19 protein-coding genes and 1 tRNA gene are annotated in these 25863 nt (G+C 70.4%); 13 read left to right on the top strand and 7 right to left on the bottom strand.

Going from position 1 to position 25863, the window contains the following annotated elements:
- Window positions 1-5: 5 nt before the first annotated feature.
- Window positions 6-944 (bottom strand): PAC2 family protein, encoded by a 939-nt coding sequence (locus MQV74_RS11650; protein ID WP_242716618.1) that lies wholly within the window; start codon window positions 942-944, stop codon window positions 6-8.
- 127 nt (window positions 945-1071) lie between these two features.
- Here MQV74_RS11650 and MQV74_RS11655 point away from each other — a divergent pair, with 127 nt between their 5' ends.
- Together MQV74_RS11655 and MQV74_RS11660 are read left to right on the top strand one after the other, a co-directional pair.
- Window positions 1072-1272, top strand: a complete 201-nt coding sequence (locus tag MQV74_RS11655) for a DUF2191 domain-containing protein (RefSeq protein ID WP_242716620.1) — start codon at window positions 1072-1074, stop codon at window positions 1270-1272.
- A 241-nt stretch (window positions 1273-1513) separates the two neighbouring features.
- Window positions 1514-2479, top strand: a complete 966-nt coding sequence (locus tag MQV74_RS11660; protein ID WP_242716622.1) for a right-handed parallel beta-helix repeat-containing protein — start codon at window positions 1514-1516, stop codon at window positions 2477-2479.
- 166 nt (window positions 2480-2645) lie between these two features.
- Here MQV74_RS11660 and rpsA read toward each other — a convergent pair whose 3' ends face one another.
- Window positions 2646-4151 carry a 30S ribosomal protein S1 gene (rpsA, locus tag MQV74_RS11665; RefSeq protein ID WP_138959141.1) on the bottom strand — a complete coding sequence of 502 codons (1506 nt, stop codon included), beginning with the start codon at window positions 4149-4151 and terminating at the stop codon, window positions 2646-2648.
- A gap of 295 nt (window positions 4152-4446) precedes the next feature.
- Here rpsA and MQV74_RS11670 point away from each other — a divergent pair, with 295 nt between their 5' ends.
- Window positions 4447-5343 (top strand): class I SAM-dependent methyltransferase, encoded by an 897-nt coding sequence (locus MQV74_RS11670; protein WP_242716624.1) that lies wholly within the window; start codon window positions 4447-4449, stop codon window positions 5341-5343.
- 53 nt (window positions 5344-5396) lie between these two features.
- Entirely contained in the window at window positions 5397-7949 is a 2553-nt protein-coding gene (gene hrpB / locus MQV74_RS11675) for an ATP-dependent helicase HrpB (RefSeq protein WP_242716626.1), read from the top strand.
- A gap of 3 nt (window positions 7950-7952) precedes the next feature.
- On the opposite strand, the gene MQV74_RS11680 is transcribed toward hrpB, so the two are convergent.
- The 4 genes from MQV74_RS11680 to polA form a co-directional block, all read right to left on the bottom strand.
- Window positions 7953-8951 carry a DUF3068 domain-containing protein gene (locus tag MQV74_RS11680; RefSeq protein WP_242716629.1) on the bottom strand — a complete coding sequence of 333 codons (999 nt, stop codon included), beginning with the start codon at window positions 8949-8951 and terminating at the stop codon, window positions 7953-7955.
- Between the two features lie 11 nt (window positions 8952-8962).
- The gene (locus tag MQV74_RS11685) at window positions 8963-9097 is read right to left on the bottom strand and encodes an SPW_0924 family protein (RefSeq protein WP_242716631.1); all 135 of its coding nucleotides are present in this window, start codon (window positions 9095-9097) and stop codon (window positions 8963-8965) included.
- 335 nt (window positions 9098-9432) lie between these two features.
- The gene (locus MQV74_RS11690; protein WP_242716632.1) at window positions 9433-11214 is read right to left on the bottom strand and encodes a lytic transglycosylase domain-containing protein; all 1782 of its coding nucleotides are present in this window, start codon (window positions 11212-11214) and stop codon (window positions 9433-9435) included.
- A gap of 401 nt (window positions 11215-11615) precedes the next feature.
- Window positions 11616-14345 (bottom strand): DNA polymerase I, encoded by a 2730-nt coding sequence (gene polA / locus MQV74_RS11695; protein WP_242716634.1) that lies wholly within the window; start codon window positions 14343-14345, stop codon window positions 11616-11618.
- Between the two features lie 195 nt (window positions 14346-14540).
- Between polA and MQV74_RS11700 the strand changes: the two genes are divergently transcribed.
- The 7 genes from MQV74_RS11700 (at window position 14541) to MQV74_RS11730 (ending at window position 24019) form a co-directional block, all read left to right on the top strand.
- Window positions 14541-16820 (top strand): FdhF/YdeP family oxidoreductase, encoded by a 2280-nt coding sequence (locus MQV74_RS11700; protein WP_242716637.1) that lies wholly within the window; start codon window positions 14541-14543, stop codon window positions 16818-16820.
- A 57-nt stretch (window positions 16821-16877) separates the two neighbouring features.
- Complete coding sequence (locus MQV74_RS11705) at window positions 16878-17351, top strand: PaaI family thioesterase (RefSeq protein WP_242716639.1); 474 nt, start codon at window positions 16878-16880, stop codon at window positions 17349-17351.
- Between the two features lie 814 nt (window positions 17352-18165).
- A complete protein-coding gene (locus tag MQV74_RS11710; protein WP_242716641.1) occupies window positions 18166-19401 on the top strand; it encodes a branched-chain amino acid ABC transporter substrate-binding protein in 1236 nt (411 codons plus the stop codon).
- A 211-nt stretch (window positions 19402-19612) separates the two neighbouring features.
- Window positions 19613-20542, top strand: a complete 930-nt coding sequence (locus tag MQV74_RS11715; RefSeq protein WP_242716644.1) for a branched-chain amino acid ABC transporter permease — start codon at window positions 19613-19615, stop codon at window positions 20540-20542.
- A gap of 5 nt (window positions 20543-20547) precedes the next feature.
- Complete coding sequence (locus tag MQV74_RS11720) at window positions 20548-22368, top strand: branched-chain amino acid ABC transporter permease (protein ID WP_242716646.1); 1821 nt, start codon at window positions 20548-20550, stop codon at window positions 22366-22368.
- A complete protein-coding gene (locus tag MQV74_RS11725; protein ID WP_242716648.1) occupies window positions 22365-23306 on the top strand; it encodes an ABC transporter ATP-binding protein in 942 nt (313 codons plus the stop codon). The genes MQV74_RS11720 and MQV74_RS11725 overlap by 4 nt, the downstream gene beginning before the upstream one ends.
- Window positions 23303-24019, top strand: coding sequence for an ABC transporter ATP-binding protein (locus MQV74_RS11730; protein WP_242716650.1), 717 nt, complete (start codon window positions 23303-23305; stop codon window positions 24017-24019). The genes MQV74_RS11725 and MQV74_RS11730 overlap by 4 nt, the downstream gene beginning before the upstream one ends.
- A gap of 134 nt (window positions 24020-24153) precedes the next feature.
- On the opposite strand, the gene MQV74_RS11735 is transcribed toward MQV74_RS11730, so the two are convergent.
- A complete protein-coding gene (locus MQV74_RS11735) occupies window positions 24154-24807 on the bottom strand; it encodes an ANTAR domain-containing response regulator (protein ID WP_242716651.1) in 654 nt (217 codons plus the stop codon).
- A 101-nt stretch (window positions 24808-24908) separates the two neighbouring features.
- Between MQV74_RS11735 and MQV74_RS11740 the strand changes: the two genes are divergently transcribed.
- A tRNA-Leu gene (locus MQV74_RS11740) sits at window positions 24909-24992 on the top strand.
- An 82-nt stretch (window positions 24993-25074) separates the two neighbouring features.
- Window positions 25075-25863 carry a helix-turn-helix domain-containing protein gene (locus tag MQV74_RS11745; protein ID WP_242716653.1) on the top strand — a complete coding sequence of 263 codons (789 nt, stop codon included), beginning with the start codon at window positions 25075-25077 and terminating at the stop codon, window positions 25861-25863.

Consider the following 25863-nt stretch of genomic DNA (forward strand, 5'->3'; position numbering starts at 1 on the left):
TGCCGTCAGCCGTCGCCCTCCCGCTCCGCGAGGAAGCGCTCGAACTCGCGGCCGATCTCGTCCGCCGACGGGATGTCCACGGGCTCGGCGAGCATGTTGCCCCGCGACTCCGCGCCCGCGGCGGCGTCGTACTGGTGCTCAAGTCCCTGCACGAGCGCGACCAGTTCCTCGTCGCCCTCCTGGATCTGGCGGTCGATCTCGGTCTGGGTGCGGTGGGCCTCCGTGCGCAGCGCGTGCGCGGCCGAGGGCAGCACGAGACCGGTGGCGGCGGTGATCGCCTCCAGGACGGTCAGGGCCGCGTCGGGGTACGCCGACCGGGCCACGTAGTGCGGCACGTGCGCGGCGACGCCGAGCACGTCGTGCCCCGCCTGCGACAGGCGGTACTCGACGAGCGCCTCCGCGCTGCCGGGCACCTGCGCCTCGTCGAAGGGGCTGGCGTGGCCCGGCACCAGGTCGGTGCGGTTGCCGTGCGGGGTGAGGCCGACGGGGCGGGTGTGCGGGACGCCCATCGGGATGCCGTGGAAGTTCACCGAGAGCCGCACGCCGAGCCGTTCGACGATCTCCTTGACGGCGGCGGCGAAGCGCTCCCACTCGATGTCCGGCTCGGGGCCGGAGAGCAGCAGGAAGGGCGCGCCGGTGGCGTCCTGGAGCAGCCGCACGTCGAGGGTGGGCTCCTCGTAGTCGCTCCACTTGTCGCGCTGGAAGGTGAGCAGCGGGCGCCGCGCGCGGTAGTCGACGAGCCGGTCGTGGTCGAAGCGGGCCACGACCTGTCCGGGCAGGTTGTCCACGAGCCGCTCGACGATCTGGTCGCCGGTCTCGCCCGCGTCGATGTATCCGTCGAAGTGGTAGAGCATGACAAGACCGGCCGACTCCTGGGCAAGCGCCATGTCGACGACCGCGAGCCCCTTGGGCTCCCACGCGTACAAACCCTGCGGATCAAGCACAGTGACCGCTCCTCCTCGTGTTCATAGAGCAGAACGCGCCGTGGAAGGCGGGCATTCCCGCCGTCGGCGATCGGCGTGCGCACCTGAGCAGTTAGGGTCCGGGTACGACGCAGCGAAGGGGGCACCCGTGGCCAAGGTCAGCATCAGTCTCGACGCGGAACTCGTGGTGGAGGTGATGGTCCTGGCCGGAGTGGGCTCCCCGCAGGACGCCGTCGAGGCCGTCGTACGCGACTACATCGCGCGGGGCCACCGCACGGAAGCGCGCACCGGGCGCACGGAACAGAGCCTGCGCGACGCGGAGCCGAGGGCGCGCGAAGAGCAGGGCTGACGCGCCCCCGCCGGAGCGGCGGAACCGGCACCTCGCGCTGTTCCTGTCCGTGAACTGGGCCCAGGAGGCGCCGAGTTCACGGCTTCCGCATGTCCCCACACGCCGGCTCACCCGCCTTCGGCGCAGACCTTGACGCGCACATGCCCCACCTCTACCGTCTCGAAGCAGTTCGGCGTTCAGCATCCCGCCCAGCATTCACGTACACGAACCTGCTTCGTCCGTTCACGGGAAGGGACCCCCCATGCGCACGCGCTCCCTGCTCGCCTCCGTCCTGGCCGCCGCCACCGCCACGGGCGGCCTCGCCCTCACCGCGCACGCGCGGTCCGGGGCGCCCGCCGGGACCATCGAGGTCTCCACGGCCGCCCAGCTCAAGACGGCCCTCGCCGCCGCGGCACCCGGCGACACGATCCACCTCGCCGACGGCACGTACTCCGGGAACTTCAAGACCACGACCGCCGCGCGCTCCGGCGCCCGCATCACCCTGACCGGCTCCCCCAAGGCGGTCCTGACCGCGGGCGGCGGCTACGGCCTGCACCTCGACGGGGCCTCGTACTGGACGGTCAAGGGCGTCACCGTCACCGGCGGCCAGAAGGGCATCATGATCGACTCCGCGCGCGGTGTCGTGGTGGACGGCGTGACGGTCCACGGCCTGGACATGGAGGGCGTGCACTTCCGCAAGTCGAGCTCCGACGGCGTCATCAAGAACTCCCGCATCTACGACACCGGCAACGACGACCGGGGCATGGGCGAGGGCGTGTACGTGGGCTCCGCGAACACCCTGTCCGACAGGAGCGACAACGTGGTGATCCTGGACAACGTCATCGGCCCGGACGTGGGCGGGGAGGCCGTCGACCTGAAGGAGGGCACCCGGGGCGGCCGCGTCGCGGGCAACACGTTCGACGGCAGGGGCCTGACGGGCAACAACTACGACGACTCGTGGATCGACGTGAAGGGCAACGACTACGTCATCGAGAACAACACCGGCAAGAACACCACGAACAACGGCTTCGAGACGCACTCCCAGCAGTCCGGCTGGGGGTGCGGCACGGTGTTCCGCGCCAACAGGTCCGACCTGACCGGCGCGACGGGCGACAAGCAGCTGGCGATCAACGTGACGAACCAGAGCGGGTCCTGTCGGACGACGGTCCACGCGAGCAACACGGTACGGGGCGGCAAGGGCCTGACGAACGTCCCCGTCACGCCGTAACAGTCCTGCCGGGGAGCAGCGCCCTTTAGAGGCGCGGGGAACGGCGCGGCCAGCCCAGAACAACCCGCGGCCGGAAAGAAGCACACGGCAGAACGCCTGTGGGCCCGCACTCCGAAGAGTGCGGGCCCACAGGGCGTTCAGCTACCGCTCAGTGAACGGCGTGCGGTCAGCTCTGACCGCCGGCAAGCTTCTCGCGAAGCGCGGCGAGCGCCTCGTCCGAAGCCAGCGCGCCGGAGGTGTCCGCACCCTCGGAGGAGTACGAACCGCCGCCGCCACCGGAAGCGGCCGGAGCCGCAGCCGCGGCGTCGCCGCCCTCGGCCGCCGCCTGGGCGTCGGCCTCGCGGGACTTGATGACCTGAGCCTGGTGCTGCTCGAAGCGCTGCTGCGCCTCGGCGTACTGGGTCTCCCACGCCTCGCGCTGGGCGTCGAAGCCCTCCAGCCAGTCGTTGGTCTCCGGGTCGAAGCCCTCGGGGTAGATGTAGTTGCCCTGGTCGTCGTAGGACGCGGCCATGCCGTACAGGGTCGGGTCGAACTCGACCGACGCCGGGTCGGCACCGAAGGACTCGTTGGCCTGCTTCAGGGACAGCGAGATCCGGCGACGCTCGAGGTCGATGTCGATGACCTTGACGAAGATCTCGTCGTTGACCTGGACGACCTGCTCCGGGATCTCCACGTGGCGCTCGGCCAGCTCGGAGATGTGGACCAGACCCTCGATGCCCTCGTCCACGCGGACGAACGCACCGAACGGAACCAGCTTCGTGACCTTGCCGGGCACGACCTGGCCGATCTGGTGGGTGCGGGCGAACTGCTGCCACGGGTCTTCCTGGGTCGCCTTCAGCGACAGGGAGACGCGCTCGCGGTCCATGTCGACGTCCAGGACCTCGACCGTGACCTCCTGGCCGACCTCGACGACCTCGGACGGGTGGTCGATGTGCTTCCAGGACAGCTCGGAGACGTGGACGAGACCGTCGACGCCACCCAGGTCCACGAAGGCACCGAAGTTGACGATGGAGGAGACGACGCCCGAGCGCACCTGGCCCTTCTGGAGGGTGGTGAGGAAGGTCTGACGGACCTCGCTCTGGGTCTGCTCCAGCCAGGCGCGGCGGGACAGGACCACGTTGTTGCGGTTCTTGTCCAGCTCGATGATCTTCGCCTCGAGCTCCTTGCCCACGTAGGGCTGGAGGTCGCGAACACGGCGCATCTCGACCAGGGAGGCCGGGAGGAAGCCGCGGAGGCCGATGTCGAGGATGAGACCACCCTTGACGACCTCGATGACGGTACCGGTGACGATGCCGTCTTCTTCCTTGATCTTCTCGATGGTGCCCCAGGCACGCTCGTACTGGGCGCGCTTCTTCGAGAGGATCAGGCGACCTTCCTTGTCCTCCTTCTGGAGAACCAGGGCCTCGATCTCGTCACCAACCGCGACGACCTCGTTCGGGTCGACGTCGTGCTTGATGGAGAGCTCGCGGCTCGGGATGACGCCTTCGGTCTTGTAACCGATGTCGAGCAGGACCTCGTCCCGGTCGACCTTCACGATGACGCCGTCGACGATGTCGCCGTCGTTGAAGTACTTGATCGTCTCGTCGATCGCGGCGAGGAAGGCTTCCTCGTTACCGATGTCGTTGACCGCAACCTGCGGGGTGGTGGCGGTGGTCTCGGTGCTGCTCGTCATGTGGGAAAGGGCTCCGGTACGGACATTGAAGTCGTAGGTACTGCATACGCCGGAGCCCGTTTCGCTCTGCAGAAGCCGGACAGCTTAGGAGACGCAGGCTTCCGGACCCCGAAGGGAACGGAAAGCGCCTCGACAACCGAGGGGACATACATACAGACGCGAGCGCAGCCTGCTATGTCTGAGGAACGCAAGCTCGCAGCGCAACTTGTAGCATACGGGGGCCGCCCGACAGGGTCAATGCGCGAAGGCGCACACCCGGGGCGGAACGCCGCATACCCGGCACAAATCCAGTTCCATGAGGCCACACCGGCCGCAGCGCGCTCTGCCGCGTCGCCTTCCGGACGGCGGCGCCCGCAGCGTACCGACGAGGGAGCAGATCATCCAAGAGCCCGACACGTCCGAGCCCGAGGCCACCCGTCGTGACTCCGGCGTCACCGAGAGTGTGTGCGCCAATCGGGGCTGGTGGGACCGGAACGCCGACGAGTACCAGATCGAGCACGGCACGTTCCTCGGCGACGACCGCTTCGTCTGGGGCCCCGAGGGGCTCGACGAGGTCGAGGCGGAGCTGCTCGGCCCGGCGGAGGCCCTGAAGGGCAAGGACGTCCTGGAGATCGGCGCGGGCGCCGCCCAGTGCTCGCGCTGGCTGGCAGGACAGGGCGCGCGGCCCGTGGCACTCGACCTCTCCCACCGCCAGCTCCAGCACGCCCTGCGGATCGACGGCGGCCGGGTACCGCTGGTGGAGGCGGACGCGGGCGCGCTGCCCTTCGCGGACGGCTCCTTCGACCTCGCCTGCTCCGCGTACGGGGCGCTGCCGTTCGTCGCGGAGCCCGTGCGGGTGCTGCGGGAGGTGCGACGGGTGCTGCGGCCCGGCGGCCGGTTCGTGTTCTCCGTGACGCACCCGATCCGCTGGGCGTTCCCCGACGAGCCGGGCCCCGAGGGCCTGTCGGTGGCCGCCTCGTACTTCGACCGCACGCCGTACGTCGAGCAGGACGACAGCGGCCGCGCGGTCTACGTCGAGCACCACAGGACGCTCGGCGACCGGGTCCGGGACGTGGTCGCGGGCGGTTTCCGCCTGATGGACCTGGTGGAGCCGGAGTGGCCCGCGTGGAACACCCAGGAGTGGGGCGGCTGGTCCCCGCTGCGCGGGAACCTGATCCCGGGGACCGCGATCTTCGTGTGCGAGCGGGACTGACGTTCCCCCGGGGGCCCGGCGGCCGTCCGCCGGGTCCGTACGACACTGGGGGCGTGATCCGTGACGCCGCCCTGAACCTGCCCGTGCGCGAGGCGCTGCCCGCGCTGCGCGCCGCCCTCGACGGGCCCGGAGCCGCCGTGCTGTGCGCGCCGCCCGGCACGGGCAAGACCACCCTGGTGCCGCTGGCCCTCGCGGGCCTCACGGAGGGTGAGGGACCGGTGCGGCGCGTGGTCGTCGCCGAGCCCCGGCGCATCGCGGCCCGCGCCGCCGCCCGGCGCATGGCGTGGCTCCTCGGCGAGAAGGTCGGCCGGACCGTCGGCTACACGGTGCGCGGTGAGCGCGTGGCCGGTCCCCACACGCGCGTGGAGGTCGTCACGACCGGCGTCCTGCTCCAGCGCCTGCAACGGGACCAGGAGCTGGCGGGCGTGGACGTCGTCATCCTGGACGAGTGCCACGAGCGGCACCTGGACGCGGACACCGCGGCGGCCTTCCTGATCGACGTGCGCGAGGCGCTGCGCCCGGAGCTGAAGCTGGTGGCGGCATCCGCGACGACGGACGCCGAGAGCTGGGCCCGGGTCCTCGGGGACGCGCCGGTGGTGCAGGCGGCGGGCGTCGCCCACCCCGTGGAGGTGGTGTGGGCGCCCCCGACGGCCCCGGTGCGGCCGCCGCACGGCCTGCGCGTGGACCCCGCGCTGCTCTCCCACGTCGCCGCGGTGGTGCGGCGGGCGCTGCGGGAGCGCGCGGGCGACGTGCTGTGCTTCCTGCCGGGCGTCGGCGAGATCGGCCGCGTGGCCGGGCAGCTGGCCGGGCTCGCGGACGTGGAGGTCCTCCAGGTGCACGGGCGCGCCCCGGCCGAGGTGCAGGACGCGGTGCTCGCCGGAGGCGAGCGGCGGCGCGTGGTGCTCGCGACCTCGGTGGCCGAGTCGTCCCTGACGGTGCCGGGGGTGCGGGTGGTGGTCGACTCGGGCCTGGCCCGGGAGCCGCGCGTGGACCACGCGCGCGGGCTCAGCGCCCTGACGACGGTACGGGCCTCGCAGGCGGCCGGGCGCCAGCGGGCGGGGCGTGCCGGGCGCGAGGCACCGGGCACGGTGTACCGCTGCTGGACCCCGGCGGAGGACGGCCGCCTTCCGCGGTTCCCCGCCCCCGAGATCAAGGTCGCGGACCTGACGGCGTTCGCCCTCCAGGCGGCGTGCTGGGGCGACCCTGGGGCCGGCGCTCTCGCGCTGCTCGATCCGCCGCCCGGCGGCGCCATGGCGGCCGCCCGCGAGGTCCTGACCGCCGTCGGGGCGGTCGACGCGGACACGGGCCGAGCCACGGAGCGAGGCCTGCGCCTTTCCCGGATGGGGGTGCACCCCCGGCTCGCACGCGCCCTCCTGGACGCCGCGCCGCGCGTCGGCGCCCGCCGGGCCGCGGAGGCGGTGGCGCTGCTGAGCGAGGAACCGCCCCGGGAGTACGGCGACGACCTCGCGGCGGCCCTGCGCGGCGCCCGGCGCGGGGGCGACGGGTACGCGGGGCGGTGGCGTACGGAGGTGTCCCGGCTCACGGCGGCCGTGGCCGCCGCCACGGACGGCTCCGCCGCGTCCGCCCCCGCCACGGCGCCGCGCGCGCCCGGCTCCCGCGACGACGCCGTCGTCGGGCTCGTGGCCGCCCTCGCCTTCCCCGAGCGCGTCGCCCGGCGCGCGGCGGACGGGACGTATCTGATGGCGGGCGGCACCCGGGCCGAGGCGGGCCCGGGCTCCGGGCTCGGCGGGGCGCCCTGGGTGGCCGTGGCGGTGGCCGACCGGCCCGTCGGCGCGGGACACGCGCGCGTACGGCTCGGCGCGGTCGTCGACGAGGACGTCGCACGGGCCGCCGCCTCCTCCCTGTACGCGGAAGGGGACGAGGTCGCCTGGGCGGAGGGGGACGTGGTGGCCCGGCACGTGGCGCGGCTCGGCGCGGTGGAGCTCGCGGTGCGGCCGCTGCGGGACCCCGACCCCCGCCGCGTACGGGACGCGCTGCTCGACGGCCTGCGGCGGGAGGGCGTGGCGCTGCTGCGCTGGAGCAAGGACGCCGCCGCGCTGCGGGACCGGCTCCGCTTCCTGCGGCTGCACCTGGGCGAGCCCTGGCCCGACGTGTCCGACGCGGCCCTGCTCGCCGCGCCCGACGCCTGGCTCGAACCGGAGCTCGGCCGGGCCCGGCGCCGCGCGGACCTGGCCCGGATCGAGGCGGGGCAGGCACTGACGCGACTCCTTCCGTGGGCGGGCGGCGAGGCGGTGCGCCTGGACGAGCTCGCGCCGGAGCGCGTGGAGGTGCCGAGCGGCTCCCGGATCCGGGTGGACTACACGGATCCGGAGCGGCCGGTTCTGGCGGTGAAGCTGCAGGAGCTGTTCGGGCTCGACGACACGCCCCGGGTGGCCGGGGTGCCGCTCCTCGTGCACCTCCTGTCGCCCGCGGGGCGTCCGGCGGCGGTCACCGCGGACCTGGCCTCGTTCTGGCGGGACGGCTACCGCTCGGTGCGGGCGGAGCTGCGCGGCCGCTATCCGAAGCACCCGTGGCCCGAGGACCCGGCGCGGGCCACGCCCACGCGGCACACCAAGGCCCGCCAGGAGCGCGCCGAACGGGCCTGAGGCTCAGGCGTTCACCGGCTGCGGCCTGGGTTCCGGCTCCCCCGTCGGCTCCGGGTCGCCGGGCGTGCGGCCGCGCGCCTCCAGCCACAGGGCGAGGGCCAGCAGGAGCACACCGAGGCCGAGGAACCCCCACGGCAGGTACGAGGTCATGAGCAGGACCAGGACGCGCTGGGACTTGACCAGGTCCACGGTGTGGCGGATGTAGTCCTCACGCATCTTCACGTGCCCGGAGAACGCGGTGACCTTGTCGCGGCCGCCGAGCAGGGTGCCGCCGCGCAGCTCCTCCTTGTGGATCTCCTCGCCGTACACGGGGGCCCCGGTGGTCGGCTCGACCCAGAACCTGCGGACCGTGGTGTACCAGCGCGTCGTGCCCGTCTTGGCGATGGCCTCGGCCTTGAGGTCCTTGACCGGGAGTGCTTTGGGCAGGGGGACCTTGGTCCAGGGGATGGTCTGCTCGAAGTAGTAGACCTCGACGCCTCGGAAGGTGCGGGTGCCCCCGTAGTGGATGGGCTTGGTGACGCGGGCCTGCGCGTCGAAGTACTCGTAGTCCCGCTTCTCCGTCAGGAAGGGCCATTTGAACTCGATGCCCTCGCGCCGCACCCGGTCGCCGTCGACCATCTCGCCGGTGGCGTGGACGGGTTCCTGGCTGTGGGCGTCGAAGATGTAGCGCTCGGGGATCTTGGAGACCATCTTGCCGTCGGGGCCCTGGACGTACGACAGCGCGTCCCAGACCACGACGTCGCGGTCGGCGCTCTTCTCGATCTTCTCGGAGGCCTCCACGTTGCCCTTGAGGGTCTGCACGATGGTGACCTTGGGGACCTTCTTGGCCTTCATCGTGCCGTAGTCGATGAGGGTCGCGGGCTTCGCCTCCAGGACCATCGTCTCGTACCGGCCGGGCGGGATCTTGACCAGGCGCGGGAAGGCGTACCAGCGAAGGAGCGGGGCCGTGGTCGCGAAGAACACGGCGAGGGCGAGCAGGACCAGACCGGCCTTGCGGCGCATCGCGGCCCTCCCTAGGGGTGCTCGGGGACGGTGGTGAGCAGCGGTTTCGGCGAGGTCTCGCCGGACGGGGCGCCGATGGCCGTGACGGTCAGGACCAGGGCGAGGGCGAGGGCCAGTCCGGTGGCGGCGGCGATGAGGGCACGCATGGGGGCCTCCCGGGCGGGCTCGGGCCGGACGCGCCTGACCGCCCGTCCGCAACTGACTATTCGTCAGATCGGGGGCACCGTAGCAACGCCCGGACGAGATGAGAACAGCTCGCGCGGAGACGGGCTGCGGGCTGCGGGCTGCGGGCTGCGGGCTGCGGGCTGCGGGCTGCGGGCTGCGGGCTGCGGGCTGCGGGCTGCGGGCTGCGGGCTGCGGGCTGCGGGCTGCGGGCTGCGGGCTGCGGGCTGCGGGCTGCGGGCTGCCGTGAACGCGGGCCGCCCCCGCGCCGTACGGGGCGCGGGGGCGGTCTCGGTGGTGCGGGTGCCGGGCGGGCCGGTCAGGTGCTCGGCGACGCCGATGCCGACGTGGACGCGGACGGCGACGCGGTCCCGGACGGGGTCGACGACGGCTCGCCCGGCTCCTCGGGCTCCTCCGTGACGGGTGCCGTCACCTCCAGCTCGACCAGGAGCGTGCCACCGCCCTGGGTGACGATGCGCAGCAGATACGTGCCCGCCGCGTCGTCGGCGTACAGCTTCGGCAGCAGCAGCTTGCCGTCGGCGTCCGTCTTGAGGCCCTTGAGGGTGCGGACCGGCTTGCCGTCGGCGTCCTTGAAGTAGGGGCCCTTGTCAGCGACGACCGGGCTCTCCTTGGACTTGATCATCGTGGCGGTGGCGGCGACACCGGCCGCGGGCTTGTTCTTGTACGTCGCCTTGACCTCGACCCGCTCGGCGAAGGCCTGCCCCGCCACGCACGTCAGCGGCTTGTCGCTGGTGCGCACGACCTTGTCGGCCTTGCGGGCGGTGACGGTGCCGGACACCTTGACCGGGTCGATGGTGCGGCCCACCACCAGCGCGCGGACGGTGAAGTCGCCCGTCGTCTCGCCCGCCCGCAGCTTCGGCGAGACGGCCTCGCCCTGGGAGTTCGTGGCGACGGTGACGCTGCGGACGCCGCCCTCGAAGCGCGTGTCCGTCTTGCCGCTGATCGTGAACCGGATCTTCACCTTGGGCACCGCGCGGCCCGAGCCGGTCTCGGCGTACACCCGCACGCGCTCGGCGAAGGCGTCGCCCGCCGTCGCGGTGAGCTCGACCGGGCCCATGTTCTTCAGCGCGTAGACCTGCTCCTGCGGGGACGGCGGCTTGGGCCGGGGCTTGGGCGGCCGCGGCTTCTGCGAGCCGCCGTCGCCCGGCTTGCCGCCACCGGAGGGCGGCGGGGTGTACGTGCCCTCGCGCTCCACCGGGGTGGTGCCGGGGCGCGGGGAGGACGGCGTGGTCGGGCCGGGCCGCCGCGGCTGGTCGGTGTCGCTGCGGTCGCCCGGCAGCTGACCGGTGCCGTCGGGGATCTCGTGGGTGCCCTTGCGGTAGTACTCCAGCCACGACAGGACCGTGTTCAGATACTCCGTGGACCGGTTGTAGCTGAGGATCGCGGCGTGCAGGTCGTCCTTGACGGCCAGGTCGCGGCCGGTCCCGCACAGGTAGTGCGCGGCGGCGAGCGCGGCGTCGTAGATGTTGTTCGGGTCCTTCTTGCCGTCGCCGTTGCCGTCCTTGCCGGAGGACGCCCAGGTCGAGGGGATGAACTGCATGGGGCCCACGGCACGGTCGTGCGTGGTGTCGCCGTCGAAGGCGCCGCCGTCGGTGTCCGTGATCTTCGCGAAGCCGTTGCCGTCGAGGACCGGACCGAGGATCGGCGTGAGGGTCGTGCCGTCGTCGTCGACGCGGCCGCCGCGGGCCTGGCCCGACTCGACCTTGCCGATCGCGGCGAGCAGCTGCCAGGGCAGGTTGCAGCCGGGCTTCGCCGTGCGCACGGCCGACTCGGCCTTCTTGTACGCGTCCAGGACCGTGGCGGGCAGGCCTGCCTCCGCGTCGCCCTTGGCGCCGCCACCCGGCTTGCCGCTGGGCGGCACCGGGCTTTCGAGGGGCGGCAGGTCCGTGTAGTACGGCGAGTTGCCGGTCGCGGAGTCGCCGTCCGGCGGCGGCGCGGAGTCGGCGGCCCATTCGTCACGCGGCTGGTCCGTCGTCGCCACGCCCGGGGCCTGCGAGGCGGCCAGGGCCGCCACCGCCGCGGCGGCGACCGCGGTGGTCACCGTCGCCTTGCGCAGCCGCTTGCCGAATACCGGCGCCATGTCCGTGAATCCCTCCCCTTGACGACCTGCTCGTGCCGCCCCGTCGCCCGCGCGCGTGCCCTCAAGGGGACGGCTCAGGCGACACTACGACAACTCTCGGAGCCGAGACACCTGTTCGCGTCCGTTTTTGTCTGATTGGCCAGTCACGGGCCTGTAGCGGTTCTCCTACCGGCCCGCGACCGTTCACTTCCCCGTGGCGGAAGCCGTGCGCCCGCCCGGCGACGAGGCGAGCCCGAAAGGCCGCGAACGGTCGGCCGTACACGGGGACGGCCCCCGCAGCCGCCCCCGCCCGCGGCCCGGCGCTCAGCACGGCGTGAACACCGGACGGGCCGGGCCTCGAAGCCCGTCCGGCGGCTGAGGACGAGGCCACAGGCCGATGAACCGCAGCCCGCGCCGGGAGGCTAGTGCGCGGCCGACTCCCAGTCGGGGCCCACGCCCACCGACACGTCGAGCGGCGCCCGCAGCGACACCGCCCCGGCCATCTCACGGCGCACGAGCTCCTCGACGGCCTCCCGCTCGCCCGGCGCGATCTCCAGGACGATTTCGTCGTGGACCTGGAGCAGCATCCGCGAGGTCAGCTCCGCCTGGGTCAGCGCCCGGTCCACATTCAGCATCGCGACCTTGACGATGTCCGCCGCGGTGCCCTGGATCGGCGCGTTCAACGCCATCCGCTCGGCCATCTCACGGCGCTGCCGGTTGTCGCTGTTCAGGTCCGGCAGATAGCGGCGGCGGCCCAGCATCGTCTCCGTGTACCCCGTGGCGCGGGCGTCGTCGACGACCCGGCGCAGATAGTCGCGCACCCCGCCGAACCGCTCGAAGTACGTGTCCATCAGGGCGCGGGCCTCCGCCGCCTCGATGTTCAGCTGCTGGGAGAGGCCGAACGCCGACAGGCCGTACGCCAGGCCGTACGACATCGCCTTGATCTTGCGGCGCATCTCCGCGTCCACGTCCGCGCCCGCCACGCCGAACACCTGCGAGGCGACCGTCGTGTGCAGGTCCTCGCCGGACGTGAACGCCTCGATGAGGCCCTCGTCCTCCGACAGGTGCGCCATCACGCGCAGCTCGATCTGGCTGTAGTCCGCCGTCATCAGGGACTCGAAGCCCTCGCCGACGACGAAGCCGCGGCGGATCGCCCGGCCCTCGTCCGTGCGCACCGGGATGTTCTGCAGATTCGGCTCCGTCGACGAAAGACGGCCGGTGGCGGCCACCGTCTGGTTGTACGTCGTGTGGATGCGGCCGTCCGCGGCGATCGTCTTGACCAGGCCCTCGACGGTGACGCGCAGCTTCGCCTGCTCGCGGTGGCGGAGCATGATGACCGGCAGCTCGTTGTCCGTCTGGGCGGCGAGCCAGGCGAGCGCGTCGGCGTCCGTGGTGTACCCGGTCTTCGTCTTCTTCGTCCTGGGCAGGCCCAGCTCGCCGAAGAGGACCTCCTGGAGCTGCTTGGGCGAGCCCAGGTTGAACTCGTGGCCCGCCGCCGCGTGCGCCTCCTTCACCGCCTGCTGCACGGCGCCCGCGAACTGCTGCTCCATGGACTCCAGATGCGCGCGGTCCGCCGCGATGCCGTGCCGCTCCAGGCGGGCCAGGAGCGCGGACGTCGGCAGCTCCACATCGGTGAGCAGCCCGGCCGCGCCGACCTCCGGCAGCTTCTCGCCGAACGCCGTGCCCAGGTCCAGGATCGTGCGGGCCTGCACCATCAGGGCCTCGGCACCGGCCTGCTCGTCGTCCTCCGTACCGAAGGCAAGCTGTCCGTCGGACTCGGCGGCGGGCGCCAGCTCACGGCCCAGATACTCCAGCGCGAGCGCCTCCAGGTCGAAGGAGCGGCGGCCCGGCTTCACCAGATACGCGGCGAGCGCGGTGTCCATGGTGACGCCCTCGACGGTCCAGCCGTGCTCGGCGAAGACGCGCATCGCGGCCTTCGCGTTGTTCAGCACCTTCGGCTTGTCGGCGTCGGCCAGCCAGGACGCGAACGCCTTCTCGTCGGCCTCGTCCAGCTGCGCCGGGTCGAACCAGGCGGCCGCCCCCGCGGCCGCGGCCAGCGCGACCTCGGTGACCGAACCCGTGCCCAGCGACCAGGAGTCGACCGTCGCCAGACCGAGGACCGCCTTGCCGTGCTCGGCGAGCCACGGCGCCACCTCGCCCGTGCCGAGGACCGCCCCGTCCACCGCCACGCCCTCGGCGACGGGGGCCTGCTCGGCCTCCTCCGCGCCCGGGTCCACCGCGAGCAGCCGCTCCCGCAGCGACGGATTGCGGATCTCCAGGGTGTCCAGGACCATCGCGACGGCCTTGCGGTCGTACGGAGCGCGCTCCAGCTCGGCGACCGTCCGGGACAGCTCGACGTCCCGCACCATCTCCGTGAGCCTGCGGTTCAGCTTCACGGCCTCCAGGTGGTCGCGGAAGTTCTGCCCGGCCTTGCCCTTGACCTCCTCGGCGCGCTCCACGAGCTCCGCGAAGGAACCGAACTGGTTGATCCACTTCGCGGCCGTCTTCTCGCCGACGCCCGGGATGCCCGGGAGGTTGTCCGAGGGGTCGCCGCGCAGCGCCGCGAAGTCCGGGTACTGGCTCGGGGTGAGGCCGTACTTCTCCTGGACCTTGTCCGGGGTGAAGCGGGTCAGCTCCGAGACGCCCTTCGTCGGATACAGCACCGTCACGTGCTCGGTGATCAACTGGAAGGAGTCCCGGTCGCCCGTGACGATGAGGACCTCGAAGCCCGCCGCCTCGGCCTGCGTGGCGAGCGTCGCGATGACGTCGTCCGCCTCGAAGCCGTCCACCGCGAAGCGCACCGCGCCCATCGCGTCGAGGAGCTCGCCGATCAGCTCGACCTGGCCCTTGAACTCGTCCGGGGTCTTCGAGCGGTTCGCCTTGTACTCCGCGAACTCCTGCGAGCGCCACGTCTTGCGCGACACGTCGAAGGCGACCGCGAAGTGCGTGGGCGCCTCGTCACGCAGGGTGTTCGCCAGCATCGACGCGAAGCCGTAGATCGCGTTCGTCGGCTGGCCCGTCGCCGTCGTGAAGTTCTCCGCGGGCAGCGCGAAGAACGCCCGGTAGGCCAGGGAGTGCCCGTCCATCAGGAGCAGGCGCGGCCGATCGCCGGCGGTCGTCTTCTCGGTCTTCTTCGATGCTTTCTCTGCCACGCCCCCGATCCTGCCACGCCCCACTGACACTCGGCCCCGCCCCCGCCGCCGGCCGCCCCGGTGTCGGACCCGCTGTGCGGCCCGCACGGGCCGCAGGACACCTCCCCAGGTCGCCCCCCGCGCACCGGCGGTGTCAGCACCGCGTGGGAGGATCGGAGGCACCCGCACGCACATGCGCTCGAAGAGGAGCAGGCCATGGCGACGAAGCCGCCCCAAGGTGACCCGGTCCAGGACGCCCCGCAGGTCGCGGACGCACAACACGCCGCCGCCGGCCTGCCCGCCATCGGCCACACCCTGCGGATCGCACAGCAGCAGATGGGCGTGCGGCGCACCGCCCTCACCCTGCTGCGCGTCAACCAGAAGAACGGCTTCGACTGCCCCGGCTGCGCCTGGCCCGAGCCCGACCACCGCCACAAGGCCGAGTTCTGCGAGAACGGCGCGAAGGCGGTCGCCGAGGAAGCCACCCTGCGCCGCGTCACCCCCGACTTCTTCGCCGCGCACCCCGTCGCCGACCTCGCCACCCGCAGCGGGTACTGGCTGGGCCAGCAGGGCCGCCTCACCCACCCCATGTACCTGGCCGACGGCGCGGACCGCTACGAAGCCGTGTCGTGGGAGCGTGCCTTCGACATCATCGCCGAGGAACTCACCGCCCTCGACTCCCCCGACGAGGCGGTCTTCTACACCTCCGGCCGCACCAGCAACGAAGCGGCGTTCCTCTACCAGCTGTTCGCCCGCGAACTCGGCACGAACAACCTCCCCGACTGCTCGAACATGTGCCACGAGTCGTCCGGCTCCGCCCTCACCGAGACCCTCGGCGTCGGCAAGGGCAGCGTCCTCCTGGAAGACCTCTACAAGGCGGACCTGATCATCGTCGCCGGGCAGAACCCCGGCACCAACCACCCGCGCATGCTCTCCGCCCTGGAGAAGGCCAAGCAGGGCGGCGCGAAGATCATCACGGTGAACCCGCTGCCCGAAGCGGGCCTGGAGCGCTTCAAGAACCCCCAGACCCCCCAGGGCATGCTCAAGGGCACCGCCCTCACCGACCTGTTCCTCCAGATCCGCCTCGGCGGCGACCAAGCCCTCTTCCGCCTCCTCAACAAGCTCGTCCTGGAGACCGAAGGCGCCGTCGACGAGACCTTCGTACGCGAACACACCCACGGCTACGAGGACTTCGCCGCCGCCGCGCGCGCCGCCGACTGGGACGAGACGCTCGCCGCCACCGGCCTGGAGCGCACCGACATCGAGCGGGCCCTGCGCATGGTCCTCGCCTCCGAGCGGACCGTCGTGTGCTGGGCGATGGGCCTCACCCAGCACAAGCACGCCGTGCCCACCATCCGCGAGGTCGTCAACTTCCTGCTCCTGCGCGGCAACATCGGCCGCCCCGGCGCCGGCGTCTGCCCCGTCCGCGGCCACTCCAACGTGCAGGGCGACCGCACGATGGGCATCTTCGAACGGCCCGCCCCCGCCTTCCTGGACGCCCTGGAGAAGGAGTTCGGCTTCGCGCCGCCGCGCCACCACGGCCTCGACGTCGTCCGCGCCATCCGCGCGCTGCGCGACGGCGACGCGAAGGTGTTCTTCGCCATGGGCGGCAACTTCGTCTCCGCCTCCCCCGACACCGACGTCACGGAAGCGGCCATGCGGCGCGCCCGCTTGACCGTGCACGTCTCCACCAAGCTCAACCGCTCGCACGTCGTCACCGGCGCACGCGCCCTGATCCTGCCGACGCTCGGCCGCACCGAGCGCGACCTCCAGGGCAGCGGCGAACAGTTCGTGACCGTCGAGGACTCCATGGGCATGGTGCACGCCTCCCGCGGCCGCCTCAAGCCCGCGGGCCCCGACCTCCTGTCGGAGCCCGCCATCGTGTGCCGCCTGGCCCGCCGCACCCTCGGCCCCGCGTCGGCCACGCCCTGGGAAGAGTTCGAGAAGGACTACGCCGCCGTCCGCGACCGCATCGCCCGCGTGATCCCCGGCTTCGAGGACTTCAACGCGCGCGTGGCCCGCCCCGGCGGCTTCACCCTGCCCCACGCCCCCCGCGACGAGCGCCGCTTCCCCACCGCCACCGGCAAGGCCAACTTCACCGCCGCGCCCGTGGAGTACCCGGCCCTGCCCGAGGGCCGTCTGCTCCTCCAGACCCTGCGCTCCCACGACCAGTACAACACCACGATCTACGGCCTCGACGACCGCTACCGCGGCATCAAGAACGGCCGCCGCGTCGTCCTCGTCAACGCCGCCGACGCCCGGGCGCTCGGCGTCGCCGACGGCACCTATGTGGACCTCGTCAGCGAGTGGCAGGACGGCGTCGAGCGGCGCGCGCCCGGCTTCCGCGTCGTGCACTACCCCACGGCCCGCGGCTGCGCGGCGGCGTACTACCCGGAGACCAACGTCCTGGTACCGCTGGACGCCACGGCCGACACCAGCAACACCCCCGCCAGCAAGTCCGTCGTCGTACGCCTGGAACAATCGATCACCGACTGAGCGTTCGCTCAGCCATAGCTGTCCTTCAGACGTCGACGACGAACGGAGCCCGGCCCCATGGGCGAGCAGCAGCCAACGAAGTTCCCGCAAGAGGTCATCGACGAGTACGCCGGACTCGGCGTCGACCTGCGCGCCCTGTTCTCCGCCGGGAACCTCGGCAACCGCATGGGCGTACAGATCCTGGAGGCCTCCGCCGAGCGCGTGGTCGGCACGATGCCCGTGGAGGGCAACACCCAGCCGTACGGACTGCTGCACGGGGGCGCGTCCGCCGTGCTCGCGGAGACGCTCGGGTCCATCGGCGCGATGCTGCACGGCGGCAGCCGGAAGATCGCCGTGGGCGTCGACCTGAACTGCACGCACCACCGGGGCGTGCGCTCCGGGCTCGTCACGGGGGTGGCCACGCCGGTGCATCTGGGGCGGTCCACGGCCACGTTCGAGATCGTCGTCAGCGAGGAGGGGGGGAAGCGGGTGTGCAGCGCGCGGCTCACCTGCCTGCTCCGGGACGCCCCCGAGGCCGGGCCCGCGGCCTGACTCCGGCCGGGGTCTTCTCTCTCCGCCCACCCGCCCCTCCGTCGGCCTCCGGCCCCGCCCCCGGTCGGCGGACGCGCCTTCCTCTGCCGTCCGTCACCGCATCGGCCTCCGGCCTCGTCCTCGAACACCGGACGGGCTGAAGAACCGTGCCCGATCCCACCGTTCGCGGCTCTCCGTCGCCGACGGGCTCGAACACCCCGCCCATCCGTCCCCGTCGGGGTCGGGTGGGCGGGGTGTTTCGCCAAGCGCCGGGGCCGCGCGCCAGGCCCCCCGCACCCGCCTCGTGAGGCCTTCGCCGGGTGTCGTCTTCACCGGAAAAACAGGTGTGCTCCGCTAAAACACTCCTGACCGCGCACATTCGCGTATGCGGAAACATGCCACGGAATGGCCGCCTCCCTTTCTTCCGCGTAACACTCCGTAATCCGGACACGATCTTGAAATCAAGATCGAATAGCGTCGCCACCCGCGAAAGAGATCATTCCGGGGCGCCCGGCCCCACACTCCCCCGAACACCGGCGTCATGAGTAAAACCGGGAAACAGTCCTGCCCCTTCCCGCGCGCCGGATGCGCCGAAGCGTGCAGATTCCGCCACAACCACCCCCTGCGTTCCAGCGCGGAATACTCCGTGGCATAACAAGAGCGTCACAGCCTAGGTCCGACCACTCCTCCAGGATCAAATGCGCCCTTAGAGTCACGGCCAGTCACCGCGCCGCCGGGCGCGAACTGAATTGCACGGCCCTGTACCACCACCAGTACGGCCCGGCGATCTTCACGGCACCTCAGCAGAGGGCCGCGCCTGGGGAAAGGACCACTCGTGCGAAACCGTTCCGCGCTCATCCTCACCACGGTGTTGACCACCGGCGCCCTCACCCTCACCGCCTGCGGGTCGCGCGACAAGGACAAGGACGACGACAGCAGCAGCGGAGACAAGAAGACCGTCGTCATCGGCTTCGACGCCCCCCTCACCGGCGACCTCTCCGCCCTGGGCATCGGCATGCGCAACTCCGCCGAACTGGCCGTCAAGACGGCCAACAAGGAGAACACCGTCGACGGGGTCGAGTTCAAGCTCCAGCCCCTCGACGACCAGGCCCAGCCCTCCGTCGGCGGCCAGAACGCCCAGAAGTTCATCAGCGACAAGGACGTCCTCGGCGTCGTCGGCCCGCTGAACTCCAGCGTCTCCCAGTCGATGCAGAAGCCCTTCAACGACGCCAACCTCACCCAGATCTCGCCCGCCAACACCGGCACCGAGCTCACCCAGGGCGACGGCTGGAAGAAGGGCGAGCGCAAGCGCCAGTTCAAGACCTTCTTCCGCACCGCCACCACCGACCAGGTCCAGGGCCAGTTCGCCGCCCAGTACCTGTTCCAGAAGGCGAAGATCAAGAAGGTCTACCTGCTCGACGACCAGAAGACCTACGGAGCAGGCCTCGCCGCCTCCTTCAAGGACACCTTCACCGACCTCGGCGGCAAGATCGTCGGCCAGGACCACGTCAACCCCGAGGACCGCGACTTCAAATCCGTCGTCTCCCAGGTCAAGGGCAAGGGCGCCGAAGCCGTCTACTACGGCGGCGAATACCCCGCCGCCGCCCCCCTCAGCCAGCAGCTCAAGGAATCCGGCGCCAAGATCCCCCTCATGGGCGGCGACGGCATGAAGAGCGAAGAGTTCCCCAAGCTCAACAAGAAGGCCATCGGCGACCTCGGCACCTCCGTCGGCAAGCCCGTCGAGGAACTGGACTCCGCCAAGAAGTTCATCGAGGAATACAACAAGAACTACAAAGAGAACATGGAGACCTACGGCGGCGGCACCTACGACGCCACCTGGTCCATCATCGAAGCGGTAAAGCTCGCCGTCGAAGGCAACGACGGAAAACTCCCCTCCGACGGCCGCGTCAAGGTCCTCGAAGCGATGAGCAAGGTCAAATTCCAGGGCGTCACCGGCGACGTCTCCTTCGACCAGTACGGCGACACCACGAACACCATGATGACCGCCTACCAGGTCGGCAAGGACAACAAGTGGGCATCCAAGTTCAGCGAGGCCTACAAGCCCCGCTAAGCGCTTCCCCGGATATGCGGTGCCGAACCCGCGGCCCCTCTGCCACCGGCCGCACAGTTCCCCACGCCCCCACAGGGCGCCCCCGTACCGCAGCGGACATCAGCGTGCCTGCCTAACAGGCACCCACACCCACTGACACAAGACCGCGCGGGACGCGCTACCAGCGCTCCCGCGCGGTGCCATATCCGAACCATCCAACGGAGGCCCTGCGGTGAACGAACTGCCGCAACAGCTGGCCAATGGACTCATCCTCGGCGCGATGTACGGTCTCATCGCGATCGGCTACACGATGGTCTACGGAATCGTCCAGCTCATCAACTTCGCCCACGGCGAGATCTTCATGGTCGGCGGCTTCGGCGCCCTCACCGTCTCCCTGTGGCTCCCCGACGGATTCTCCCTGCTCGCCGCGATCCCCATCATGATCATCGGCGGCATCATCTGCTCCGTCGCCGTCGGCACCGCAGCCGAACGCTTCGCCTACCGCCCCCTGCGCGGAGCACCACGACTAGCCCCCCTCATCACCGCCATCGGCCTGTCCATCCTGCTCCAACAAGCCGTATGGAAGTGGTACCCCGAAGCCAAGAAGGACCGTTCCTTCCCGCAATTCAGCGGCGACCCCGTCCATGTCTTCGGCGCCGACATCCAACGCGGCGACTTCTTCCTCATCATCGCCGCCCCCGCCTGCATGCTCATCCTCGGCTGGTACGTCAACAAAACCCGCTCCGGCCGCGGCATGCAGGCCACCGCACAAGACCCCGACACCGCCAAGCTCATGGGCATCAACACCGACCGCATCATCGTCATGGCCTTCGCCATCGGCGCCGCGTTCGCCGCCATCGCCGCCGTCGGATACGGCCTCCACAACGGCCAAGTCGGCTTCAAAATGGGCTTCATCATGGGCCTCAAAGCCTTCACCGCAGCCGTACTCGGCGGCATCGGCAACATCTACGGCGCCATGCTCGGCGGCATCGTCCTCGGCGTCGCCGAAGCCCTCGCCACCGGCTACATGGGCGACGTACCCGGCATGGAACAGTTCGGCGGCGGCGCCTGGAAGGACGTATGGGCCTTCGCCCTCCTCATCCTCGTCCTCCTCCTCAGGCCCCAAGGGCTCCTAGGCGAACGCGTCGCGGATCGGGCGTGATACCCATGACCACCAAAACACCCAACACCCCGGACGCCCCCCAACTCGCCAAAACCCACACCGGCGCCCCCATCTCCACCCTCCCCCTCCCCGAACCCCTCGCCCGCCTCCTCGTCCTCATCGGCTCCGCCACCGCCCTCATCGGCACCTTCCTCGCCTGGACCTGGACCGACGACTTCCCCGGCGACCTCACCGTCACCGGCTACCCCGGCGGCCTCCAACTCATCACCCTCACCGGCGCCGCCCTCACCATCCTCTTCACCCTCGCCACCTACCGCATCCGCGGACTCAACTGGCTCCTCCCCGGCGGCACCAACAGCCCCACCCTCCTCCTCACCCTCGGCGTCCTCGGCACCACCGGCTACACCATGGGCGCCATCGCCGACCACCTCGGCGGCATCGTCAACCTCGAACCCGGCGCCTGGGTCTCCGGCATCGGCGCCCTCATCGCCACCATCGGCGCCCTCGGCCTCCCCTCCGACACCCCCGACACCGACACCACCAACCCCTGGCAACGCCTGCGCCACAGCCTCAAAGCACCCGCACCCAAACGCGCCAAACCACTCCCAGAAGCCATCGAAATCCTCATCATCGCCGCCTCCTTCGGCATCGGCCTCTACGTCCTCGCCTACGGCATCGAGGCCTACACCGAACTCTTCATCGGCTTCCTCATCACCGCCGGATTCGGCGCCACCGCACTCCACCGCGCCGGACTCATCCCCCGCCTCAACACCCTCACCGCCAAACACCGCAACGTCACCCTCACCGCCGCCATCATCGCCGCCGCCCTCTTCCCCTTCACCCAGAGCGACGCCAGCTACGCCCTCATCGGCGTCAACATCCTCATCTTCGCCACCGTCGCCCTCGGCCTCAACGTCGTCGTCGGCCTCGCCGGACTCCTCGACCTCGGATACGTCGCCTTCCTCGGCGTCGGCGCCTACACCGCGGCCCTCGTCTCCGGCTCCCCCGCCTCCACCTTCGACGTCCACTTCCCCTTCTGGGCCGCCGTCCTCACCGGCGCCGCCGTCTCCCTCGCCTTCGGCGTCATCATCGGCGCCCCCACCCTGCGCCTCCGCGGCGACTACCTCGCCATCGTCACCCTCGGCTTCGGCGAGATCTTCCGCATCACCATGAACAACCTCAACGGAAGCGCAGGCCCCGACCTCACCAACGGCGCCCAAGGCATCCCCAACATCCCCGACCTCAAAATCCTCGGCTGGGACCTCGGCACCGAACACGACATCCTCGGCTTCACCCTCAGCAGGCCCGCCAACTACTACCTGCTGATGCTCTTCTTCACCGCCGTCGTCGTCCTCGTCTTCCGCCGCAGCGGCGAATCCCGCATCGGCCGCGCCTGGGTCGCCATCCGCGAAGACGAAACCGCCGCCACCGCCATGGGCATCAACGGCTTCCGCGTCAAGCTCATCGCCTTCGCCCTCGGCGCCACCCTCGCCGGATTCGCCGGCACCGTCCAAGCCCACGTCTCCTACAGCATCACCCCCGAGCAATACCTCTTCGCCAACACCGTCCCACCCAACTCCGCCTTCCTCCTCGCCGCCGTCATCCTCGGCGGCATGGGCACCATCAGCGGCCCCCTCATCGGCGCCGCCCTCCTCTACCTCATCCCCGCCAAACTCCAATTCCTCGAGGACTACCAACTCCTCCTCTTCGGCCTCGCCCTCATCCTGCTCATGCGCTTCCGCCCCGAAGGCCTCGTCGCCAACAAGCGCGCCCAGCTCGAGTACCACGAGACAGACCAACTCGACGTACCCGACCAGCAGAAACTCCCCGAAGGCACCGTCGGCGTCAGCAAGGCGGGGGCGTGACCACCATGACGACCACCACCACGACCACCGTCCTCCAAGCCACCGGCGTCACCATGCGCTTCGGCGGCCTCACCGCCGTACGCTCCGTCGACCTCACCGTCAACACCGGCGAAATCGTCGGCCTCATCGGACCCAACGGCGCCGGAAAAACCACCTTCTTTAACTGCCTCACCGGCCTCTACGTCCCCACCGAAGGCACCGTCGCCTACAAAGGCACCGTCCTGCCCTCCAAACCCCACCTCGTCACCGACGCAGGCATCGCCCGCACCTTCCAGAACATCCGGCTCTTCGCCAACATGACCGTCCTGGAAAACGTCCTCGTCGGGCGCCACACCAGGACCAAGGAAGGCCTCTGGAGCGCACTCCTCAGAGGACCGGGCTTCAAACGAGCCGAAGCGGCCTCCCACGCCCGCGCCATGGAACTCCTGGAATTCGTCGGCCTCGCCCACAAAGCCGACCACCTCTCCAGAAACCTCCCGTACGGCGAACAGCGGAAACTGGAGATCGCCCGCGCCCTCGCCAGCGAACCAGGGCTCCTCCTCCTCGACGAACCCACCGCGGGCATGAACCCCCAGGAAACCCGCGCCGCCGAAGAACTCGTCTTCGCCATCCGCGACCAAGGCATAGCCGTCCTCGTCATCGAGCACGACATGCGGTTCATCTTCAACCTCTGCGACCGCGTCGCCGTCCTCGTCCAAGGCGAAAAACTCGTCGAAGGCACCTCCGAAACCGTCCAGGCCGACGAACGCGTCGTCGCCGCCTACCTCGGCACCCCCTTCGAAGGCGCACCCGGCGCCGCCGAAGTCGCCGAAGTCGAAGCCGCCGAAGCCGAAGCCCACCAGGACACCACCACCCCCCTCAGCGACACCCCGCCGGACACACCCCAGGACGAAACCGGCGCCCCCCGCGCCTCCGGCCCGGAAGGAACAGCCAAGTGACCGCACTACTGGAGGTCGAAGACCTCAGGGTCGCCTACGGCAAGATCGAAGCCGTCAAAGGCATCTCCTTCACCGTCGAAGCCGGCCAAGTCGTCACCCTCATCGGCACCAACGGCGCAGGCAAAACCACCACCCTGCGCACCCTCTCCGGCCTCCTCAAACCCTCCGCCGGAAAAATCACCTTCGACGGACAGCCCCTCCACGGCATCCCCGCACACAAAATCGTCGCCCTCGGACTCGCCCACTCCCCCGAAGGCCGCCACATCTTCCCCCGCCTCACCATCGTCGAAAACCTCCTCCTCGGCGCCTACCTCCGCGACGACAAAGAAGGAATCGACAAAGACATCCAACGCGCCTACGAACTCTTCCCCATCCTCGGCGAACGCCGCAAACAAGCCGCAGGCACCCTCTCCGGCGGCGAACAACAAATGCTCGCCATGGGCCGCGCCCTCATGTCACGACCCAAACTCCTCATGCTCGACGAACCCTCCATGGGCCTCTCCCCGATCATGATGCAGAAAATCATGCAGACCATCAGCGAACTCAAATCCCAAGGCACCACCATCCTGCTCGTCGAACAGAACGCCCAAGCCGCGCTCTCCCTCGCCGACCACGGCCACGTCATGGAAGTCGGCCGCATCGCCCTCTCCGGCACCGGACGCGACCTCCTCCACGACGAATCCGTCCGCAAGGCCTACCTCGGCGAGGACTAGGCCTGGCCCCTGGGCCCTGAGCAGCGAGGGCGGTCACCCCGATGTGGAGTGACCGCCCTCGCTGCGCTCTTCTGTCCGGCTACCCGCCGGTGGGGGCCGGTCGCACAGCTCCCCGCACCCCTACGGGGCCGCTCTCAGCCCTTCGCCGCCTTCTTCTCCTCGGCGTCCTCAATGACCGCCTCCGCCACCTGCTGCATCGACAGACGACGATCCATCGACGTCTTCTGGATCCACCGGAACGCCGCCGGCTCCGTCAGGCCGTACTCCGTCTGCAAGATCGACTTCGCCCGGTCCACCAGCTTCCGCGTCTCCAGGCGCTGCGTGAGGTCCGCGACCTCCTTCTCCAGCGTCTTCAGCTCCGTGAACCGCGACACCGCCATCTCGATCGCCGGTACGACGTCACTCTTGCTGAACGGCTTCACCAGGTACGCCATCGCGCCCGCGTCCCGGGCCCGCTCCACCAGGTCCCGCTGCGAGAACGCCGTCAGCATCAGGACCGGGGCGATCGACTCCTCCGCGATCTTCTCCGCCGCGGAGATCCCGTCCAGGACGGGCATCTTCACGTCCAGGATCACCAGGTCCGGCTTGTGCTCCCGGGCCAGCTCGATCGCGGTCTCGCCGTCACCGGCCTCACCGACGACCGTGTAGCCCTCCTCCTCCAGCATCTCCTTGAGGTCGAGACGGATCAGCGCCTCGTCCTCAGCGATGACGACGCGGGTCGTCAGGGGCGGGACGTGCGACTTGTCGTCGGACGCGTCTACGGCCTTGGGCGACTCGGGCGGGGTCACGGGGGCTCCTCGTTCATGGCAGGTGCGCTGCCTCGTCAGGGTACCTAGCTGCGGCGCCCCGAGGTGAACCGGTATGCTTCCCGGGAGCGTGTGGCGCTCTAGCCGGGTTGGCGGAATAGGCTTACGCGGATGTCTCAAACACATCTGTCCGAAAGGACATACGGGTTCGAATCCCGTACCCGGCACAGCTTGTAGCGGAGGATCACGTTCTCGTGAACCTCCGCTTTTCGCTGCACTCGAATGCGGTCAGTCGCACAGAGTAGCCGTATGAACCTTTATGGCGCAGAGGTGAGACAGAAAGCGTTAGCTCTGCTGCGCGGCGGTGCGCGGAACGCTGACGTCGCCCGTCAGCTAGGTCTTCCGTCAAGCACAGTCAGGGTATGGCTCCACCGAGACCGCGCTCGGCGGGGCGAGCTGCCGGGCGCGCGATCCCATGAATGCCCACGGTGTGGCAAGCGCAAGCTCGACACTAAGGCGTACTCCTACCTTCTGGGCTGGTACCTGGGAGACGGTTATATTTCCCAGCACTCGGATCACAGAGCTCCCAGCCTCAGAATCACCTGTGACGATTCTTGGCCAGGCCTCATGGACGAATGCGAGCGGGTGGTACGGGCTGTGTTCCCGGATGGCTCGACATGCAGAGCCCGCAAGGTCGGCTGCCATGACATCAAGATCTACTCGACTCACCTTCCGTGCCTGTTCCCCCAGCACGGCCCCGGCAGGAAGCACGAGCGGGCCATCGCGCTCGAATCCTGGCAACAGGACATCATCGACGCGCACCCCTGGGAGTTCATCCGGGGGCTCGTCCACTCCGATGGGTGTCGGGTCACGAACTGGACCACCCGGATCGTCGCGGGTGAGCGGAAGCGCTACGAGTACCCCCGGTACTTCTTCACCAACAAGTCCGACGACATCCGGAAGCTCTTCACCGACACCCTGGACAAGGTCGGAGTGGGGTGGACGAGCCTGGCCCGGGGCAGCGACCCGTTCAACATATCCATCGCCCGCAAGGCCTCCGTAGCGCTCATGGACGTGCACGTCGGGCCGAAGTACTGA

The organism is Streptomyces sp. AN091965 (assembly GCF_022698285.1).
Lineage (GTDB): Bacteria > Actinomycetota > Actinomycetes > Streptomycetales > Streptomycetaceae > Streptomyces.